Origin of the sequence: Rhodoferax sp., from assembly GCF_011391645.1 — a bacterium.
Classification (GTDB): domain Bacteria; phylum Pseudomonadota; class Gammaproteobacteria; order Burkholderiales; family Burkholderiaceae_C; genus Rhodoferax.
The window spans coordinates 42,223-60,374 of sequence record NZ_JAABQC010000003.1 but is presented as its reverse complement, the minus strand read 5'-3'; the positions used below and the strand labels follow the sequence as shown (position 1 = coordinate 60,374).

Sequence of the window (18,152 nt, the reverse complement as noted above, 5' to 3'; positions counted from 1 at the left end):
TCGGGTATGACATGACCAGTGAGGCGGCCAATCAGGTGTACGAACAAGCCGGCATTGGCCCAAAGGATCTGGACGTGGTGGAACTGCATGACTGTTTTGCACACAACGAACTCATCACCTACGAAGGTCTTGGCTTGTGCCCTGAGGGGGGTGCGGCCAAGTTCATCGCCGATGGTGACCACAGCTATGGTGGCCAGGTGGTGACCAATCCGTCAGGCGGCCTGCTGTCCAAAGGCCACCCACTGGGAGCCACGGGACTTGCACAGTGTTATGAGCTGACGCAGCAACTGCGTGGAAATGCCCAGCAACGCCAGGTGGCGGGTGCGCGCACTGCCTTGCAGCACAACCTGGGATTAGGTGGTGCCTGTGTGGTAACTCTTTATCAATCCGCCTGATCGGAAGAACGCCATGCCCACACACAACCCAACATCACGCTGGATGGACCCCGACCTGGAACTCTACCGCGACATGGTGCGTCGCTTTGTCGCCGCTGAGGTTGATCCACACCAGGCACGCTGGCGGCAACAGCAACATGTGGATCGGGACTTGTGGCGCAAAGCGGGTGCACTGGGCATTTTGTTGGCTGATATTCCTGAAGAATATGGTGGGGCTGGTGGAAATTACGCGCACATGGCGATTCTGTTTGAGGAACTTGCCTTTGTCGGTGACCGCGCTTTTGGTGTGCATGTGCATGCCATCGTGGCGCATTACCTGCTCAACCAGGGTACCGAAGCTCAACGCGCCCGTTACTTGCCGCTGCTGGCCAGTGGTGACATGGTGGCAGCCATCGCCATGACCGAGCCCGGCACGGGCTCAGACCTGCAGAGTGTGCGCACCCGGGCTGAGCGTGACGGCAACGGCTACCGGATCAACGGCTCAAAGATCTTCATCTCCAACGGCTACCTGGCCGACTTGGTGGTGGTGGTCGCCAAAACCGACCCTGCGGCGGGAGCCAAGGGGTGCTCACTTTTTTTGGTGGAAACCCAGGCGCAGCCAGGTTACCGGGTGGGGCGCATCCTGGAGAAAATTGGCCAAAAGGGGCAGGACACCTGCGAGCTTTTTTTTGACAATGTGCGCGTTGGGGCCGATGCACTGTTGGGCGGTGTCGAAGGCTTGGGTTTTGCCCATCTGATGAGCGAGTTGCCCTATGAACGCACCATGCTGGCCATTTCTGCCATGGGGGCGATTGAACGCGCCCTGCGCCTGACGGTGGACTACACCCGCCAGCGTCAGGCGTTTGGCAAACCGTTGATCGAGATGCAAAACACCCGTTTCAAACTCGCCGAGGTCAAAACTCAGGCGGTGGTGGCGCGTGCCTTTGTGGATGACTGTATTGCCCGCATGGTGGAGGGCAGCATGGATGCCACCACGGCCTCTATTGCCAAGCTCTGGCTCAGTGAAACCGAGGGTCGAGTCATTGACGAATGTCTGCAACTGTTTGGCGGGTATGGCTACATGCTGGAGTACCCGATTGCACAAATGTATGTTGACACCCGGGTGCAGCGCATTTATGGCGGCACCAGCGAGATCATGAAAGAAATCATCGCGCGTTCACTATGACTCGCCACACAGATCGGTCAACTCACAAGGACCTCGACCTCCATCCCCGCGAACGCGTCGGTCGCACCAACATAGCTGCCCGACACCGGCATCAACAGCGTGATGTCGCGGGCAACGGCGACCGGAACCAGATTGAATCCACCGATACTGCGATTGGTCGGATCAAAGTTGATCCAGCCAGCCCCAGGCACATAAACCTCCGCCCACGCGTGTGTTGAACCGGACCCCGAGGAGCCCGTCGCATTGCTTTGCGGATCATACAGATAGCCCGACACGATCCGGGCGCCCATGTCCAGGCTGCGTACCGCCTCGGCAAACAGTATGGCGAAGTCGCGGCACGACCCCTTTCCACGGTCGAGCGATTCGATCGGCGTCTGGGTACCTTCGCTTTCGCGCACCTCGTACTGCAATGCTTCGGACACGCCGTGGCTGATTGCCTTCAGCAATTCCAGCGTGTCGGGTGCGGTGCCCCGCACGAATGACCGGGCCCACTTCTGGAGGCGCCCCATCGGGTCAAGGTACTGCTGGATCGCGAGAGCGCCCAGATCAGCGCGATCATCGTTGGAATAGAAGAAAGGGAAATGAAGGGCTGTCGCCGCAATATTGAAGATCGGCCACGGGTTGCCGGTGAGGTCCAATTCGACGTTGCTCTCAATCCGCAAGGCGTCGGTCTCGCCGCTGAACGACGCCGTCGCGACAGCGTTGCCCGAGACATCGTGCGCCCACGCGATCATCGCGTCGGGAGACACTTTCAAGGTGTGCGACATGAGTTGCAGTTCACGACTTTCTCTGGGACGCAGCATCAGCCGATGCGGATTCAGGCTGACCGGGGTGCGGTAGTGATAGATCGTCGTATGCTTGATTCGAATTTGGGTCACGGTGGTGTGGGGCTCCTGAAGGACATCCAGATTAACACCTTATGTGCATACACATTGATCAAGGTGCCCGGTCTACGGTGGCGGGAGCTGCTCCGGCGCGGTATGGAAGCCAAAATCAGCAGGGTTGTTGCAACGCAACAAAAAAACCTGTTCCTGTCGATGGTCTTGTTATTTTGCGTTATGCTGCACTGCACCATTCAAATGATTGAACGGCAATCACCGCAAAGATTCGAGCTTCTCTAAAACCTGCAGACCAACCCACAGGAGGATCCGATGAACCTTCAAGAAACCGTTGCGCTGATGTTTCCACATGGCGTGGTCACGCAAACGATGCCTGACAGCGACAGTATTTTTGAGGTACACGAAATTCCCGAGAACACCGTCCCGCAAAACTGCGCAGTGCTTGCCAGCGGTGAGTTTCAGTATTTCCGTGACCAGGATCGCACCAGCAGCTTTTTGGTACATGCTGAGGATCATGTATTTTGCATACGTGTGCATTCAGCCCATTCGGGAGGCAGCCACGCCGAGGTTATCCTTCGTTACGGCTTTGATCCCGTGAAAAAATTGCGGGAGCACTGACCCCGAACGTCTGTCGACCCTGGTTTAAAGGCGGCTTAGGAGTTCGGCTTTTTTGCTGGCGCACTCCTGCTCGTTCAAAATGCCCCGTGACTGCAGGGTGGAAATTGAAGCGTGGTGCGGCTGGCAAAGCCGCAATGAGGAGGTTAACTCATGCACGCAGGCAATTAACTTGCGCTACGAATAGGGCACCTACCGATTGAATGACAAGCGGACGCAACAAGCGATGCGGCCCGTAATGCAGTCATTGTGGCGCTGCGGATAAGATTAATTTTTTGCCCCGGCAGCAACATCCCGAGGACCAAGCCAAGAACATGAACCCGCTTCGGTGTTTTTTTGGCGCCGGCGCGCATGGATCTTGATTTCGCGCAATTCCTGCTTCATTTACCGTGGCATATTGACCAACGGACGCGAAGAAGGTGTGCCTCCCTTCCGCGGTAAAAAAGGGAACATATGGACAAGCCTTGGCTCAGCCAATACCCGACGGGTGTGCCAGCTGAGATCGACATTCAGCGATTTTCATCGCTGGCTGACATGTTGACCGACAGTTGTGCGCGCTTTGCCGATCTTCCGGCCTACAGTTCGATGGGCGCGTCGATGAGCTTTCGCGAGCTCGACGACGCCAGTCGCGCGTTCGCCGCCTGGCTTCAGAAAGCCACCGACCTGCAGCGTGGCGACCGGGTCGCCCTGATGATGCCGAACCTGCTGCAGTACCCGGTGGCGCTGTTTGGTGTGCTGCGCGCGGGCATGGTGGTGGTCAACGTGAATCCACTCTACACGCCGCGTGAGCTTGAGCACCAGCTGAAAGATGCCGGTGCCCGGGCCATCGTGGTGCTGGAGAACTTTGCCCACACCCTGGAGCAGGTGGTCGGTGCCACGCAGGTGCGCACCGTGGTCACGACCCAGGTTGGCGATCTGCTGCCGCCGCTACAGCGGCTGCTGACAAATACCGTGGTCAAGCATGTGAAGAAGCTGGTGCCTGCCTGGCAACTGCCGGGTGCTGTGAGCTTCAGGCATGCCTTGTCGGCGGGACGATCGCAGACACTGGATGCGGTGGTACTCGGCCACAACGACCTGGCCTTTCTTCAGTACACCGGCGGCACCACGGGCGTGGCCAAGGGAGCGATGCTCAGCCATGGCAACATGGTGGCCAACGTGCTCCAGGTGGCTGCCTGGATGTCGCCCAACCTGAACGACGGCGAAGAGACCCTGATCTTGCCGCTGCCCATGTACCACGTGTTCGCCCTCACGGGGGCGCTGTCTTTCTTCAGCAAGGGCGCACAAGCCGTGCTGATTGCCAACCCGCGCGACATGCCGGCGTTTCTCAAGGTGCTTGTGAGCACGCGCTTCACCGCGATCATTGGCGTCAACACGTTGTTTCGCCTGTTGCTGGATGCACCGGGTTTTGCCACGGTTGATCTGCGCTCGCTGAAGCTGGCAGTGGCCGGTGGCATGGCGGTGCAGCATGTGGTGGCGCACCGCTGGAAGGCGCGGGCCGGCGTGCCACTGGTTGAAGGCTACGGTCTGACTGAGAGCGCGCCCGTGGCCATTGCCAACCCGGTCACCGTGCAGGAATGGAGCGGCCAGATCGGGGTGCCCCTGCCGAGCACGGAAGCGGTCATTCTCGCTGACGACGGTAGTCCGGTCGCGCTGGGGCAGGTCGGCGAGATCTGCCTGCGCGGTCCGCAAGTGATCAAGGGCTACTGGAACCAGCCCGAGGAGAGTGCCAAGGCGTTCATGCCTGGCGGTTGGCTGCGCACCGGCGACATGGGTGTGATGGATGAGCAGGGAAGCATCCGCATCACCGACCGCAAGAAGGACATGATCGTGGTCTCCGGGTTCAAGGTGTTTCCCAACGAGATCGAGGACGTCTTGACGATGCACCCGGACGTGCTGGAGGCGGCTGCGATTGGTGTGCGCGATGAGCGCTCCGGTGAGGTGGTGAAGGTGGTGATCGTGCCGAAGATGCCCACGCTGACCGAGGCCGAGGTGCTTGCGCACTGCCAGCGCCATTTAACCGGATATAAGGTGCCACGCCGCATCGAGTTTCGCAATGAGCCGCTGCCGAAGAGCAACATCGGCAAGATTCTGCGCCGCGAACTTCGCGACGGCAGTGAAGCAACCCCAGTGGGGCCAATTAAGGTCGCGGATTAGCTGATTGGATCGAGTTCAACCCGCAAATAGACACCGCCTTGATTCGCGATTGAATTAGACACTTATCAGACACCGACGAAAAAAAAGCACTTGGCAAAACTGCTAAGTGCTTGATTTATCTACCAAATTTGGTAGGCGCGATTGGACTCGAACCAACGACCCCCACCATGTCAAGGTGGTGCTCTAACCAGCTGAGCTACGCGCCTAAGGGTCTCAAAAAGAGAACGTGAGTATAGCCGCAATATCGCGCCGTTCCGAGGCCGCGAGGCCCCGGGCTTCAAAATTCACACCCATGGCTTGCGCCATAATTAACGTTGACGTCAACGTCAATCATTTTTGGAGAAACACATGGAGATTGCAGGCAAGGTATTCATCGTCACCGGCGGCGCCTCGGGGCTGGGCGAGGGCACGGCCCGCATGCTCGCCAGCAAGGGCGGCCGGGTGGTGATTGCCGACATGCAGGTTGACAAGGGCGAAGCCGTGGCCAAGGCCATTGGCGGCGCGTTTGTCAGATGCGATGTCAGCAGCGAGGCCGACGGCCAGGCCGTGGTCGATTGCGCCACCGGGCTGGGCAAATTGATGGGGCTGGTGAACTGTGCCGGCATTGCGCCCGCCGAAAAAACCGTGGGCAAGGCCGGCCCGCACGCTCTTGCCTTGTTCAGCAAGTGCATCTCGGTCAACCTGATCGGCAGTTTTAACATGATCCGCCTGAGTGCGGACGCCATGAGCAAAAACGCGCCCGAGTCAACCGGGGAGCGCGGCGTGCTGATCTCCACCGCCTCGGTGGCTGCCTATGACGGCCAGATTGGCCAGGCCGCGTACAGCGCCTCCAAGGGCGGCATTGTGGGCATGACGCTGCCCATTGCGCGTGATCTGGCACGCAACGGCATTCGCAACATGACCATTGCGCCCGGCATTTTTGGCACGCCCATGCTGTTCAGTTTTCCGCAGGAGGTGCAAGACGCGCTGGCGGCCAACGTGCCGTTTCCGTCGCGCCTGGGCACACCGCAAGACTACGCCAAGCTGGCCGTTCATATTTTTGAGAACGACATGCTCAACGGCGAGGTGATCCGGCTCGACGGCGCGATTCGACTGGCACCGCGCTGACCGATACCCCGGCCGCACGGGGTCGGGCGGCAGCTTCCTACAATCCGGGCATGTCCATCCCCCAGACCTTTGTCCAGGAACTGCTCGCCCGCGCTGACGTGGTGGAAATTGTCGGGCGCTATGTGCCGCTTAAAAAGGGCGGCGCCAACTTTATGGGCCTGTGCCCGTTTCACAGCGAAAAATCGCCCTCCTTTTCAGTCAGCCCGACCAAGCAGTTCTACCACTGCTTTGGCTGCGGCAAAACCGGCAACGCCATCGGCTTCCTGATGGAGCACGCCGGCATGAGCTTTGTCGAGGCGGTGCAAGACCTGGCCCAGCAATTTGGCATGAAGGTGCCCGAGGACGATGCCAGCCCGCAGGACCGGGCCCGCGCCGCCGAGCAGCGCCAGAAGCAGAGCACGCTCAATGAAGTGCTGGAAAAGGCTTGCCTGGCCTATCAAAAGCAACTCAAGGGCTCCGAGCGCGCGGTGGCCTATTTCAAGGGACGCGGGCTGTCGGGGCGGATTGCCAAGCAGTTTGGGCTCGGCTACGCGCCCGAGGGCTGGCGCAGCCTGGCCAGCGTGTTCCCCAATTACGACGACCCGCTGCTGGTGGAAAGCGGTCTGGTGATTTTGAGCGAAGAAGAAGGCCAGGAGGCCAAGCGCTACGACCGTTTTCGTGACCGGGTGATGTTCCCGATTCGCAACATCAAGGGCGAATTCATCGGCTTTGGCGGCCGCGTGCTGGGCGACGACAAACCCAAATACCTCAACTCGCCCGAGACGCCGGTGTTCAGCAAGGGGCGCGAACTCTACGGCCTGTTCGAGGCGCGCAACGCGCTACGCGAGCTGGGGTATGCGCTGGTCACCGAGGGCTACATGGACGTGGTGGCGCTGGCGCAACTGGGCTTTCCCAACGCGGTGGCCACGCTTGGTACCGCCTGCACCCCCGAGCATGTGCACAAGCTGTTTCGCTTCACCGATTCGGTGGTGTTCAGCTTTGACGGCGACAGCGCGGGCCGGCGCGCGGCGCGCAAGGCGCTGGATGCCGCGCTGCCACTGGCCACCGACGTGCGCTCGGTCAAGTTTTTGTTTTTGCCGCCCGAGCACGACCCCGACAGCTTTATCCGCAAGCACGGCAAGGACGCCTTTGCCCGCTATGTCAGCGAGGCGGTGCCCTTGAGCCGCTTTTTGATCGATGCCGCGCGCGACGGCTGCGACCTGCACAGCGCCGAGGGTCGCGCCCACTTGGCCAGCAACGCCAAACCGCTATGGGAAACGCTGCCCGCCGGCGCCCTCAAGCAGCAACTGCTGGCGGAAATCGCCGACCTGGTGCAACTGAGTCCGCGCGAGCTCACCGACATCTGGCACCCGGCCCCGGCCAAGGCCAAGCGCGAACGCTCTGCGGGATATGCCAAAGACGCTGCGGCGCGCCAGGACTACCCGCAGTACAGCCCCGCAAATTACCGCAAAAAGGCGCCTGAGCGGCTATCGGTCAGCCGTTTGCCCGCCAGCCGGGCCGACCACGCCGCGCGCATTCTGCTCGACAACATGGCCGCGCTGGAGTCTCTTTCGGCCGAAGACCACACCCTGCTGTGCGCCTTGCCTGCGCCCCATGGCCCGCTGTTCACCTGGCTGGAGGGCCAGCTCCATGAGCACGGCTCGATCCCCTGGGTTGCCCTGCGTGAGGGGCTGCAAGGGCATGAGAGCGAGCCCTTTGCGCTCAAGCTGATGGCCGGCTACGAACTGGGCGCGGACAGCGACGCCGCCGAGGAGCTCAACGAGCTGCGCCATTTGATCAATCGCATGCTGATTGAGCATCTGAAAGCCGAAGAAACACTGGCCATAGAAGCCGCCAAGGTGGAGCCTGGCGCGCTGTTGCGTTACCGCGAGTTGCAGGCGCGCCGCCTGCTGCTGGAAGCCGCCACCTGAATCCGCAGGGCGTGTCAGGTTGCTGACAAAAGGTATAATCCGGCACTTTCCGACAAGCGCGACAGCAGCACCTCCGGGCCCGGCCAATCGATGAGCTACCTTTCATCCGGCCAACCTACCGCAAGGACTGCACACCAAATGTTCGCCCGCACACCTTGTCTGACCCGTTTCTTCCTCGTCCTGCCCAACGCTGGCTGCAAAAGCGTTAGTCCTTTTTGTCGTTATTGTTTTTGAGGTGTCACCATGCCTGCTACCAAGCCCAAAGTACCTGCCGCGCCCACTGCACAACCCAGCGTTGCCAAGAAACCCAACACCTCATCCAAACCGAAAGCCGCACCCGTGACTGTTTCCAAGACCAAAACCCTGCCGGAAGAAAAGAAAACGGTCGTTAAAGCTGTTGCTCCCGTCGAAAAGAAAAAAGCGGCCAAGGCCGCCGACCCCGCAGCGCCGGCCAAAGTGGCGGCCAAGCGCGGCCCCAAGGCAAAGGCTGGCAAAACGGGCGCAACCGGCGACGACCATGATGTTGACATGAGCGACATCGAGGAAGACCTGGTGGGCGAACCCGAGGTGCAGGAAGCCACCACCGAAAAGGTCAAGCCCCTGCGCATGAAAATCAGCAAGGCGAAAGAGCGCGCGCTGATGAAAGAATTTGGTCTGGACGAGACCGTGTTGTCGGAAGAAGACCTGAACAAGCGTCGGCTGAGCCTGAAGGCCTTGATCAAGCTGGGCAAGACCCGTGGCTACCTGACCCACGGCGAGATTTCCGACCATCTGCCCGACAAACTGGTCGATGCCGAAACCATGGAAGTGGTGGTTTCGATGCTCAACGACATGGGCGTGGCCGTCTACGAGCACACGCCTGACGCCGAAACCCTGCTGCTCAACCAGAACGGCCCCACCGCCGCCACCGAAGAAGAAGCCGAGGAAGAGGCCGAAGCAGCCCTGAGCACGGTCGACAGCGAGTTTGGCCGCACCACCGACCCGGTGCGCATGTACATGCGCGAAATGGGCACGGTGGAGCTGCTCACGCGCGAGGGCGAGATTGAAATTGCCAAGCGCATCGAAGGCGGCCTGATGGCCATGATGGAGGCCATTTCGGCCTCCCCCGCCAGCATTGTCGAGATTCTGAAATTGGGCGAAGACATTCGCAGCGACAAGGTGGTGATCACCACCATCGTGGATGGTTTTACCAACCCCAACGAAGCCGACGACTACGTGGCCGAAGAAGACTTTGACGAGTTTGACGCCGAAGACGACGACGACGGCAATGGTGGCTCCAAGGCGCTGACCAAGAAACTCGAAGAGCTCAAAAAAGAGGCCATGAGCCGCTTTGACCGCTTGCGCGAGTACCACGAGAAGATTTTAAAAACCTATGACAAGGAAGGCTACGGCACGCCGACCTATCTAAAAACCCAGAGGCTGTTGTCTGACGAGTTGATGTCGATCCGGTTTACCGCCAAAACCATTGAAAAACTTTGCGACATGGTGCGCGGGCAGGTCGATGAAGTGCGCAAGAAGGAACGTGAATTGCGCCGCATCATTGTGGACAAATGCGGCTATCCGCAAGAGCACTTCATTGCCGAATTCAGCGGCCGCGACAAGCACCACAACAAGGTTGCCAGCCGCTTGCTCGACCAGAAATGGATCGAAAAGCAGGCGGCCGTGGGCAAGCCCTGGAGCGCCGTGATGGGCCGCAACATTCCGCCGGTGCAGGAGTTGCAGCAGCGCCTGATGGACCTGCAAACCAAGGTGGTGGTGCCGCTGGACCAGTTGAAAGACATCAACAAGCGCATGAACGAGGGCGAGTACGCCTCACGCGCGGCCAAAAAGGAAATGATCGAGGCCAACCTGCGTTTGGTGATCTCGATTGCCAAAAAATACACCAACCGCGGCCTGCAGTTTCTTGACTTGATTCAGGAGGGCAACATTGGCCTGATGAAGGCGGTGGACAAGTTTGAATACCGCCGTGGCTACAAATTCAGCACCTACGCCACCTGGTGGATCCGCCAGGCCATCACGCGCAGCATTGCCGACCAGGCCCGCACCATCCGCATCCCGGTGCACATGATCGAAACCATCAACAAGATGAACCGCATCAGCCGTCAGCATTTGCAGGAATTTGGCTACGAACCCGATGCGTCGGTGCTGGCCGAGCGCATGGAGATCCCGGAAGATAAGATCCGCAAAATCATGAAGATCGCGAAGGAGCCGATCTCCATGGAAACGCCAATTGGCGACGACGACGACAGCCACCTGGGCGACTTCATCGAGGACGGCGCCAACACCGCCCCCATGGAAGCCGCCATGCAGGCCGGCCTGCGTGACGTGGTCAAAGACATTCTGGACAGCCTGACCCCGCGCGAAGCCAAGGTGCTGCGCATGCGTTTTGGCATCGAGATGACCAACGACCACACGCTGGAAGAGGTGGGCAAGCAGTTTGACGTGACGCGTGAGCGCATCCGCCAAATTGAGGCCAAGGCGCTGCGCAAGCTCAAGCACCCGAGCCGCTCCGACAAGCTGCGCAGCTTCACCGACAACCTGTAAGCTGCCCACTGGCTGGCATCAGGCGGCGCCATGCACGAGATGTCGCTGGCCGAGGGCGTGTTGCAACTCATCGAGGACGCAGCCCGCCGGGACCGGTTTAACCAGGTCAGCACCGTCTGGCTTGAAATTGGCCAGCTCTCGGGCGTGGAGCCCCAGGCCATGGCCTTTTGTTTTGACGCTGTCACACGCGGCAGCGTAGCTGAGGGTGCCCGGCTGGAAATCATTGCCACCCCCGGTCAGGGCTGGTGCCCGACCTGCGCCAAAACCGTGCCCATGACCGAGCTTTTTGCCGAATGCCCAAGTTGCGGGGGTTACCCGCTGCAAGTGATCGGCGGCACCGAAATGCGGGTCAAGGAACTTGAGGTAAGCTGAGCGTCGAGGTGCTTACAACCGACTTCAACGAGGAGAAAAGCGATGTGTGTGACATGTGGTTGTGGTGAAGGTGACGTCAGAATCGAAGGCGAGGAACCGTCGCGCGCGCACGAGCATGTCCACGCCGATGGCACGCGCCATTCCCATGAACACCCCCATGACCACGGGCGCGATCATGCGCACACGCACGAACGCACCCATGACTCAGTAGCTGCGCATTCCCATGCCCCTGGCGTGTCGCCCACCCGCATGGTGCAAATCGAGCAGGACATCCTGGCCAAGAACAACGCCTATGCCGCGCGCAACCGGCAACTGCTTGCCGATCGCGGTATTTTTGCCCTTAATCTGGTGTCAAGCCCGGGCTCGGGCAAGACCTCGCTGCTGTGCAAAACCATCGACCTGCTGGGCGCGAGCCCGGTGGCCGTGATCGAGGGTGACCAACAAACCAGCCTGGACGCCGACCGCATTCGCGCCAGCGGCGCCCAGGCCATCCAGATCAACACCGGCAAGGGCTGCCACCTGGACGCGCACATGGTGGGCCACGCCATGGCGCAACTCCAGTTGTCGGATGACACCCTGCTGCTGATTGAAAACGTGGGCAACCTGGTGTGCCCGGCCGCGTTCGATTTGGGCGAGGCGCACAAGGTGGTGATTTTGTCGGTGACCGAGGGCGAGGACAAACCCATCAAGTACCCCGACATATTCCGGGCCGCCAGCCTGATGCTGCTCAACAAGATTGACCTGCTGCCGCACCTGACCTACGACGTGGATGCGGCCATTGCCTATGCACGCCGGGTCAATCCGCAGATCAGGGTGATCCAGCTCAGCGCCACCAGCGGCGAGGGCATGGGTGAGTGGCTGGCCTATCTGCGCACCAATATGGCCCAGGCCCATGCGGCCAAAGCACAAACCATGGCCAGCCTGAAAACCCGCATCGCGCATCTCGAAACGCAACTTCAAGCCAGCGCCAACGCAGCGGCCTGATGGCAGCATTGGCCGTGCTTTCGCAGCATATCCGCGTCACCGGCATTGTCCAAGGCGTTGGTTTCAGGCCCTTTGTCTGGCGTCTGGCGCAGCAACTAGGCCTGCACGGCTGGGTGCGCAACGATGCCCGGGGTGTCGAAATCCTGGCCCAGGGCAGCCAGCCCCGTCTGGCCGAGTTGCTGGAGCGCTTGCGTCTGGACGCGCCGCCGCTGGCACGTGTTGACAACGTGCAGGCGCAGAATCTCGCGGCCGAGCCCTTCACCGCGTTCAGCATCATTGCCAGCCAGTCGGGCCAGGCCGCCACCGCGATCGGCCCCGACGTGGCGGTCTGTGCCGATTGCCTGCACGAGCTGTTTGACCCGTCAAACCGGCGTTATCGCCACGCCTTCATCACCTGTACCCACTGCGGCCCGCGCTACACCATCACCCGCGCCCTGCCCTATGACCGACCACAGACCAGCATGGCTGCCTTTGCACTGTGCCCGAGTTGCAGCACTGAATACACCGCGCCAGAGGATCGGCGTTTTCATGCCGAAACCACCTGCTGCCCGCAGTGCGGGCCGCGCTTGAGCTTGTCTGATGCGCAAGGACAACCCATTGCGGGCGACCCCATTGCGCAAACCCTGCACCTGCTGCAGATTGGAAAAATCGTCGCCATCAAGGGCCTGGGTGGCTTTCATCTGGCCTGCGACGCGCGCAACGCGCAGGCAGTTGCGCGGTTGCGCGATCGCAAAACCCGCGAGGCCAAACCCTTTGCCGTGATGCTGGCCAATGTGGCCAGCCTGGCACCTTATGCGCAGGCCGCAAGGAACGATCGCACGCTGCTGGAAAGCCGCGAGCGGCCGATCGTGCTGCTGCGCGCCCTGCCGGTTGGCGAGAATGCTTTGCCCGGCATTGCCCCCGGTCTGCTGAGCCTGGGGGCGATGCTGCCCGCCACGCCGATCCATTTCTTGCTGTTTCATGAGGCCGCAGGCCGCCCTGCGGCCACGGCGTGGCTCAATGAACCCCAGCCCATGGTGCTGGTAATGACCAGCGCCAACCCGGGCGGCGAACCCATCGTGCGCGATGGTCAAGAAGCCCAGGCCCGGCTGGCGGACATTGCCGATGCAGTGCTCGACCACGACCGCGACATTGTGGCGCGCTGCGACGACAGCGTGCTGCGGGTCATGGCCGGCACGCCGCAATTCATCCGGCGCAGCCGCGGCTACGCCCCGGCTGCCATCCGGCTGGCCAGCGCCGGGCCATCAGTGCTGGGGTTTGGCAGCCACCTGAAAAACACCGTCTGCATCACGCGCGGCAACGAAGCCTTTTTGTCGCCGCACATTGGCAGCCTGGACAACGCGGCCAGTTGCGGCTTTCAGGACGAAACGGTGCAGCGTCTGTGCGATCTGATCGCCGTCAGGCCGCACCTTGTGGCGCACGACCTGCACCCCGACGACTACAGCACCCGCGCCGCCATCGCCTATGCCCACCACCACAACCTTGCCACGCTGGCCGTGCAACACCACCACGCCCACATTGCCGCCGTCTGCGCCGAGCATGGCTGGCAGGCCCCAGTGCTGGGGCTGGCGCTTGACGGCGTGGGTCTGGGCAGCGACGGCACAGCCTGGGGTGGCGAACTGCTCAGGGTTGATGGCGCACACTTTGAGCGGCTGGGCCACCTGCGCCCGTTGCCCATGCCGGGTGGGAACAGCAGCGCCCGCGCGCCCTGGCGCATGGCCGCCGCCGCGCTGCATGAATTGGGCCGCAACGCCGACATCGCCCAGCGCTTTCGGGAGCCAGCTGCCCGCACCGTGGCCGCCATGCTGGCGCGCCGGTTCAACTGCCCGCGCACGTCAAGCATGGGCCGGGTGTTTGATGCCGCGGCGGGCCTGCTTGGTATTTGCCACACCATGGCTTACGAAGCCCAGGCTGCCATGCTGCTGGAGCAGGCGGCTACTACTTTTTCACAGGCCCATGGCTGGCCAGAACCTATGCCCGGCGGTTACTCAATCGGCAACGACGGTCAGCTCAACCTGCTGGCGCTGCTGGCGTCACTGATTGATGCCCATGATGTTCCTCGGGCGGCGGCACGCTTTCACGCCACCCTGGTGGCGGCCTTGACCGAATGGGTGCTGCAGGCCTGCGCGCAAAGCGGCCTGACCACCGTGGCCTTGGGCGGCGGCTGCTTTTGCAACACCCTGCTGTCAATGCATTTGCGGCAGAATCTGGCACAACATGGCATCATGGTGCTGGCGCCCAGCCTGACCCCGCCGGGCGATGGCAGCATAGCGCTTGGGCAGGCATGGGTGGCCCTGCATTACCTGGAGACAAACTGATGTGTCTGGCACTACCGGTCAAGGTGATTCAAGTGGGCTGCGGCCCGGCGGGCGACATGGGCCGGGTGGACCTGGGTGGCGTCAAGAAAGAAATCTCGCTGGCACTGCTCGACGATGTGCAGGTGGGCGACTATGTGATTTTGCATGTGGGCTACGCGCTGTCCAGGCTCGACCCCGACGAGGCCGCGCGCACGCTGGCGCTGTTTGCTGAACTGTCTGAGTCAGCCCCGCCGGCATGAAATACATCGACGAGTTCCGCGACGGCGATCTCGCCAGGACGCTGGCGATCAAAATCGCCCGGCTGGTGCAGCCTAAGCGCACCTACAGCTTCATGGAATTTTGCGGCGGCCACACCCATGCCATCTCCCGCTACGGCCTGCCGGACCTGCTGCCGCCCAACGTGCGCATGGTGCACGGCCCGGGCTGCCCGGTATGTGTGCTGCCGATTGGCCGCATCGACATGGCGATTGATTTGGCGCTGCACCAAGACGTGATCCTGTGCACCTATGGCGACATGCTGCGCGTGCCCGCCTCCGATGGCTTGTCGCTGATCAAAGCCAAGGCGCGCGGTGGCGACATTCGCATGGTCTATTCCACCCTTGATGCACTGCAAATTGCCCGCGACAACCCGGCCCGCGAGGTGGTGTTCTTTGCCATTGGCTTCGAGACCACCACACCGCCCACCGCGCTGGCCATATTGCACGCGGCCCAGGAGCAATTGGCCAACTTCAGCGTGCTCTGCTGCCATGTGCTCACGCCCGCCGCGATCACCCAGATTCTCGAATCACCCGAAGTGCGGCAGTGGGGCACGGTGCCAATTGACGGCTTCATCGGCCCGGCCCATGTGTCAACCGTGATCGGCAGCCGACCCTACGAACGGTTTGCCGCCAACTACCGCAAACCGGTGGTGATCGCCGGCTTTGAGCCGCTCGACGTGATGCAGGCCATTCTGATGCTGATTGCCCAGGTTAACGACGGCCGCGCCGAGGTTGAAAACGAGTTCTCCCGCGCAGTGAGCCGCGACGGCAACCGCAAGGCGCAAGACCGCATCGCCGAGGTGTTTGAATTGCGCCCAGACTTTGAGTGGCGCGGCCTGTCAATGGTGCCCTATTCGGCCCTGATGATCCGGGAAAAATACGCCAGTTTTGATGCCGAGCGCCGCTTCCTGCTGACATATGCATCGGTGCCCGACAACAAGGCTTGTGAGTGCGGTGCCATCTTGCGCGGCGTCAAACGGCCGCAAGACTGCAAGATATTCGGCACCGTTTGCACTCCCGAAAACCCGGTGGGTTCGTGCATGGTCAGCAGCGAGGGCGCCTGCGCGGCGCACTACAGTTACGGCCGCTACAAGGACATGGCGACATGAGTGGCGTCAAACGCGGTTACGCGCGCCCGCTCGACATCAAGCACGGCCGGGTGGACATGACGCACGGCTCGGGCGGCCGCGCCATGGCGCAACTGATCTCGGAACTGTTCTGCCTGCACCTGGGAAACCAGTACCTGGGCCAGGGCAATGACGGCGCGGTGTTGCCGCCAGCGCTGCTGGACGGCAAGCCGGCGCGCCTGGTGATGTCCACCGACGGCCATGTGGTGTCGCCGCTGTTTTTTCCGGGTGGCGACATCGGCTGCCTCTCAATCCACGGCACGCTCAATGACGTGGCGGTGATGGGCGCCACGCCGCTCTACCTGGCCGCCGGTTTTATTCTGGAAGAAGGTTTTGCGCTGGCCGAGCTGGCGCGCATTGTCGAGTCGATGGCCCGGGCCGCAAGGCACGCCGGGGTGCCGGTGGTGACCGGCGACACCAAGGTGGTGGAGCGTGGCAAGGGCGACTGCATTTTCATCACCACCACCGGCGTCGGTGTGCTGCCCGAGGGCCTTGAACTCGGAGGTGCGCGGGTTCGACCAGGCGACGTGGTGCTGGTCTCAGGCACCCTGGGCGACCACGGCGTGGCGATCATGAGCCTGCGCGAAAACCTCACCTTTGAGGCGGCCATCACATCCGACACGGCTGCGTTGCACGGCCTGATCGCCGCGCTGCTGGCCACCGGGGCCGACATTCGCTGCCTGCGCGACCCCACCCGCGGCGGCCTGGCCACGGCGCTGAACGAAGTTGCCACCCAGTCGGGCGTGGGCATGATGCTGCATGAGAAGGCCATTCCGATCAAACCGGTGGTGGCCGCCGCCTGCGAGTTTTTGGGGCTGGATCCGCTGTATGTGGCCAACGAGGGCAAGCTGATTGTGATTTGCCCCGTTGCCGATGCGCCGCAGTTGCTTGCCGTGATGCGCGCGCATCCGCTGGGCCTGGATGCCGCCCAGATTGGCGAAGTGATCGTCGACGACCACCATTTTGTGCAGCTCACCACCGCCTTTGGTGGTCGGCGCATGGTGGATTGGCTGACCAGCGAGCCGTTGCCGCGCATTTGCTGAGCGCGGGGCCCGATGCTGGCCGTGCCATCACATATTGGCGATCATCACCTCACCGAATCCAGAGCAACTCACCTGTGTGGCGCCGTCCATCAGGCGGGCAAAGTCGTAGGTGACTTTCTTGCTCTTGATGGAGCGCTCCATCGACTTGATGATGGCATCGGCGGCTTCGATCCAGCCCATGTGGCGCAGCATCATTTCAGCCGACAAAATTTCTGAGCCCGGGTTCACATAGTCTTTGCCGGCGTACTTGGGCGCGGTGCCGTGGGTGGCTTCAAAACAAGCAACGGAGTCGGACAAATTGGCACCCGGGGCAATGCCGATGCCGCCCACTTGAGCGGCCAGCGCGTCAGACACGTAGTCGCCGTTGAGGTTCAGCGTGGCTATCACACTGTACTCGGCCGGGCGCAGCAGGATTTGCTGGAGGAAGGCGTCGGCGATGCTGTCCTTGATGGTGATTTCCTTGCCCGTTTTCGGGTTCTTGAGCCGGCACCATGGGCCGCCGTCGATCAGCTCGGCGCCAAATTCCTTTTGTGCCAGACCATAAGCCCAGTCTCGGAAGCCGCCCTCGGTGAATTTCATGATGTTGCCCTTGTGCACGATCGTCACGCTGGGCTTGTCGTTGTCGATGGCGTACTGAATCGCCTTGCGCACCAGGCGCTCGGTGCCTTCGCGTGACACTGGCTTGATGCCAATGCCGGAGGTGTTGGGGAAGCGGATTTTGGTGACGCCCATCTCGTCCTGCAAAAACTTGATGAGTTTTTTGGCCTTGGCCGATTCAGCTTCGAATTCAATGCCGGCGTAAATGTCCTCAGAGTTCTCACGAAAGATCACCATGTTGGTCTTGTGCGGCTCCTTGACCGGGCTGGGCACGCCTTCAAAATACTGGATCGGGCGCAGGCAAACATACAGGTCGAGTTCCTGACGCAAGGCCACATTGAGCGAACGGATGCCGCCGCCCACAGGGGTCGTCAGCGGGCCCTTGATGGACACCACATATTCGCGCAGCGCCTGCAGGGTTTCTTCGGGCAGCCAGACATCGGGACCATAAATCTTGGTTGATTTTTCACCGGCGTAGACTTCCATCCAGTGGATTTTTTTCTTGCCACCGTAAGCCTTGGCCACGGCCGCGTCCACCACTTTCATCATCACCGGGGTGATGTCAAACCCGGTGCCATCACCCTCAATGAAAGGAATGATGGGCTGGTCAGGCACGTTCAATGAATAGTCTGCATTGACGGTGATTTTTTGGCCTTCTGAGGGCACCTTGATGTGCTGATACATGGTCTTGTGTCTCCGGTAGTTGATCAATGGTCGGGGAACAG

At 61.3% G+C, this 18,152-nt stretch carries 14 protein-coding genes, 1 tRNA gene and 1 pseudogene; 13 read left to right on the top strand and 3 right to left on the bottom strand.

Annotated elements, in window-relative coordinates:
- A pseudogene (locus GPS82_RS01075) lies at nt 1–395 on the top strand (lipid-transfer protein); the annotation flags it as partial.
- Nucleotides 396–408: 13 nt separating this feature from the next.
- Nucleotides 409–1,560, top strand: a complete 1,152-nt coding sequence (locus tag GPS82_RS01070) for an acyl-CoA dehydrogenase family protein (protein WP_296490228.1) — start codon at nt 409–411, stop codon at nt 1,558–1,560.
- Nucleotides 1,561–1,577: 17 nt separating this feature from the next.
- Here the strand turns inward: GPS82_RS01070 and GPS82_RS01065 are convergent, their stop codons facing one another.
- Entirely contained in the window at nt 1,578–2,438 is an 861-nt protein-coding gene (locus GPS82_RS01065; protein ID WP_296490227.1) for a transglutaminase family protein, read from the bottom strand.
- Between the two features lie 273 nt (nt 2,439–2,711).
- Here GPS82_RS01065 and GPS82_RS01060 point away from each other — a divergent pair, with 273 nt between their 5' ends.
- Nucleotides 2,712–3,017: a hypothetical protein gene (locus GPS82_RS01060; RefSeq protein WP_296490226.1), complete on the top strand. Its 306-nt coding sequence runs from the start codon at nt 2,712–2,714 to the stop codon at nt 3,015–3,017.
- Between the two features lie 450 nt (nt 3,018–3,467).
- Nucleotides 3,468–5,168, top strand: coding sequence for an AMP-binding protein (locus tag GPS82_RS01055; RefSeq protein WP_296490225.1), 1,701 nt, complete (start codon nt 3,468–3,470; stop codon nt 5,166–5,168).
- 129 nt (nt 5,169–5,297) lie between these two features.
- Here the strand turns inward: GPS82_RS01055 and GPS82_RS01050 are convergent.
- Nucleotides 5,298–5,374, bottom strand: a tRNA-Val gene (locus GPS82_RS01050).
- Nucleotides 5,375–5,516: 142 nt separating this feature from the next.
- Between GPS82_RS01050 and GPS82_RS01045 the strand changes: the two genes are divergently transcribed.
- The 9 genes from GPS82_RS01045 to hypE all read left to right on the top strand — a co-directional run bounded on the left by GPS82_RS01045 (nt 5,517) and on the right by hypE (nt 16,830).
- Nucleotides 5,517–6,275 (top strand): 3-hydroxyacyl-CoA dehydrogenase, encoded by a 759-nt coding sequence (locus GPS82_RS01045; protein WP_296490223.1) that lies wholly within the window; start codon nt 5,517–5,519, stop codon nt 6,273–6,275.
- Nucleotides 6,276–6,325: 50 nt separating this feature from the next.
- Nucleotides 6,326–8,185, top strand: a complete 1,860-nt coding sequence (gene dnaG, locus GPS82_RS01040) for a DNA primase (protein ID WP_296490221.1) — start codon at nt 6,326–6,328, stop codon at nt 8,183–8,185.
- Between the two features lie 243 nt (nt 8,186–8,428).
- Nucleotides 8,429–10,729: an RNA polymerase sigma factor RpoD gene (gene rpoD / locus GPS82_RS01035; protein ID WP_296490219.1), complete on the top strand. Its 2,301-nt coding sequence runs from the start codon at nt 8,429–8,431 to the stop codon at nt 10,727–10,729.
- Nucleotides 10,730–10,759: 30 nt separating this feature from the next.
- Nucleotides 10,760–11,101, top strand: coding sequence for a hydrogenase maturation nickel metallochaperone HypA (gene hypA / locus GPS82_RS01030; RefSeq protein WP_296490218.1), 342 nt, complete (start codon nt 10,760–10,762; stop codon nt 11,099–11,101).
- Nucleotides 11,102–11,143: 42 nt separating this feature from the next.
- Nucleotides 11,144–12,085, top strand: a complete 942-nt coding sequence (hypB, locus tag GPS82_RS01025) for a hydrogenase nickel incorporation protein HypB (protein WP_296490217.1) — start codon at nt 11,144–11,146, stop codon at nt 12,083–12,085.
- Nucleotides 12,085–14,403, top strand: coding sequence for a carbamoyltransferase HypF (gene hypF / locus GPS82_RS01020; protein WP_296490215.1), 2,319 nt, complete (start codon nt 12,085–12,087; stop codon nt 14,401–14,403). Before hypB ends, hypF begins: the two co-directional genes overlap by 1 nt.
- Nucleotides 14,403–14,642: a HypC/HybG/HupF family hydrogenase formation chaperone gene (locus GPS82_RS01015; protein ID WP_296490214.1), complete on the top strand. Its 240-nt coding sequence runs from the start codon at nt 14,403–14,405 to the stop codon at nt 14,640–14,642. Before hypF ends, GPS82_RS01015 begins: the two co-directional genes overlap by 1 nt.
- Nucleotides 14,639–15,769 (top strand): hydrogenase formation protein HypD, encoded by a 1,131-nt coding sequence (gene hypD / locus GPS82_RS01010; protein ID WP_296490213.1) that lies wholly within the window; start codon nt 14,639–14,641, stop codon nt 15,767–15,769. The genes GPS82_RS01015 and hypD overlap by 4 nt, the downstream gene beginning before the upstream one ends.
- Nucleotides 15,766–16,830: a hydrogenase expression/formation protein HypE gene (gene hypE / locus GPS82_RS01005; protein WP_296490211.1), complete on the top strand. Its 1,065-nt coding sequence runs from the start codon at nt 15,766–15,768 to the stop codon at nt 16,828–16,830. Before hypD ends, hypE begins: the two co-directional genes overlap by 4 nt.
- A 27-nt stretch (nt 16,831–16,857) precedes the next feature.
- Here hypE and icd read toward each other — a convergent pair whose 3' ends face one another.
- Nucleotides 16,858–18,111, bottom strand: coding sequence for an NADP-dependent isocitrate dehydrogenase (gene icd / locus GPS82_RS01000; RefSeq protein ID WP_296490210.1), 1,254 nt, complete (start codon nt 18,109–18,111; stop codon nt 16,858–16,860).
- Nucleotides 18,112–18,152: the final 41 nt, after the last annotated feature.

Coding starts and splice junctions, on each gene's coding strand:
- GPS82_RS01070 (WP_296490228.1), top strand. CDS start 409: ATGCCCACACACAACCCAACATCACGCTGGATGGACCCCGACCTGGAA.
- GPS82_RS01060 (WP_296490226.1), top strand. CDS start 2,712: ATGAACCTTCAAGAAACCGTTGCGCTGATGTTTCCACATGGCGTGGTC.
- GPS82_RS01055 (WP_296490225.1), top strand. CDS start 3,468: ATGGACAAGCCTTGGCTCAGCCAATACCCGACGGGTGTGCCAGCTGAG.
- GPS82_RS01045 (WP_296490223.1), top strand. CDS start 5,517: ATGGAGATTGCAGGCAAGGTATTCATCGTCACCGGCGGCGCCTCGGGG.
- dnaG (WP_296490221.1), top strand. CDS start 6,326: ATGTCCATCCCCCAGACCTTTGTCCAGGAACTGCTCGCCCGCGCTGAC.
- rpoD (WP_296490219.1), top strand. CDS start 8,429: ATGCCTGCTACCAAGCCCAAAGTACCTGCCGCGCCCACTGCACAACCC.
- hypA (WP_296490218.1), top strand. CDS start 10,760: ATGCACGAGATGTCGCTGGCCGAGGGCGTGTTGCAACTCATCGAGGAC.
- hypB (WP_296490217.1), top strand. CDS start 11,144: ATGTGTGTGACATGTGGTTGTGGTGAAGGTGACGTCAGAATCGAAGGC.
- hypF (WP_296490215.1), top strand. CDS start 12,085: ATGGCAGCATTGGCCGTGCTTTCGCAGCATATCCGCGTCACCGGCATT.
- GPS82_RS01015 (WP_296490214.1), top strand. CDS start 14,403: ATGTGTCTGGCACTACCGGTCAAGGTGATTCAAGTGGGCTGCGGCCCG.
- hypD (WP_296490213.1), top strand. CDS start 14,639: ATGAAATACATCGACGAGTTCCGCGACGGCGATCTCGCCAGGACGCTG.
- hypE (WP_296490211.1), top strand. CDS start 15,766: ATGAGTGGCGTCAAACGCGGTTACGCGCGCCCGCTCGACATCAAGCAC.
- icd (WP_296490210.1), bottom strand. CDS start 18,111: ATGTATCAGCACATCAAGGTGCCCTCAGAAGGCCAAAAAATCACCGTC.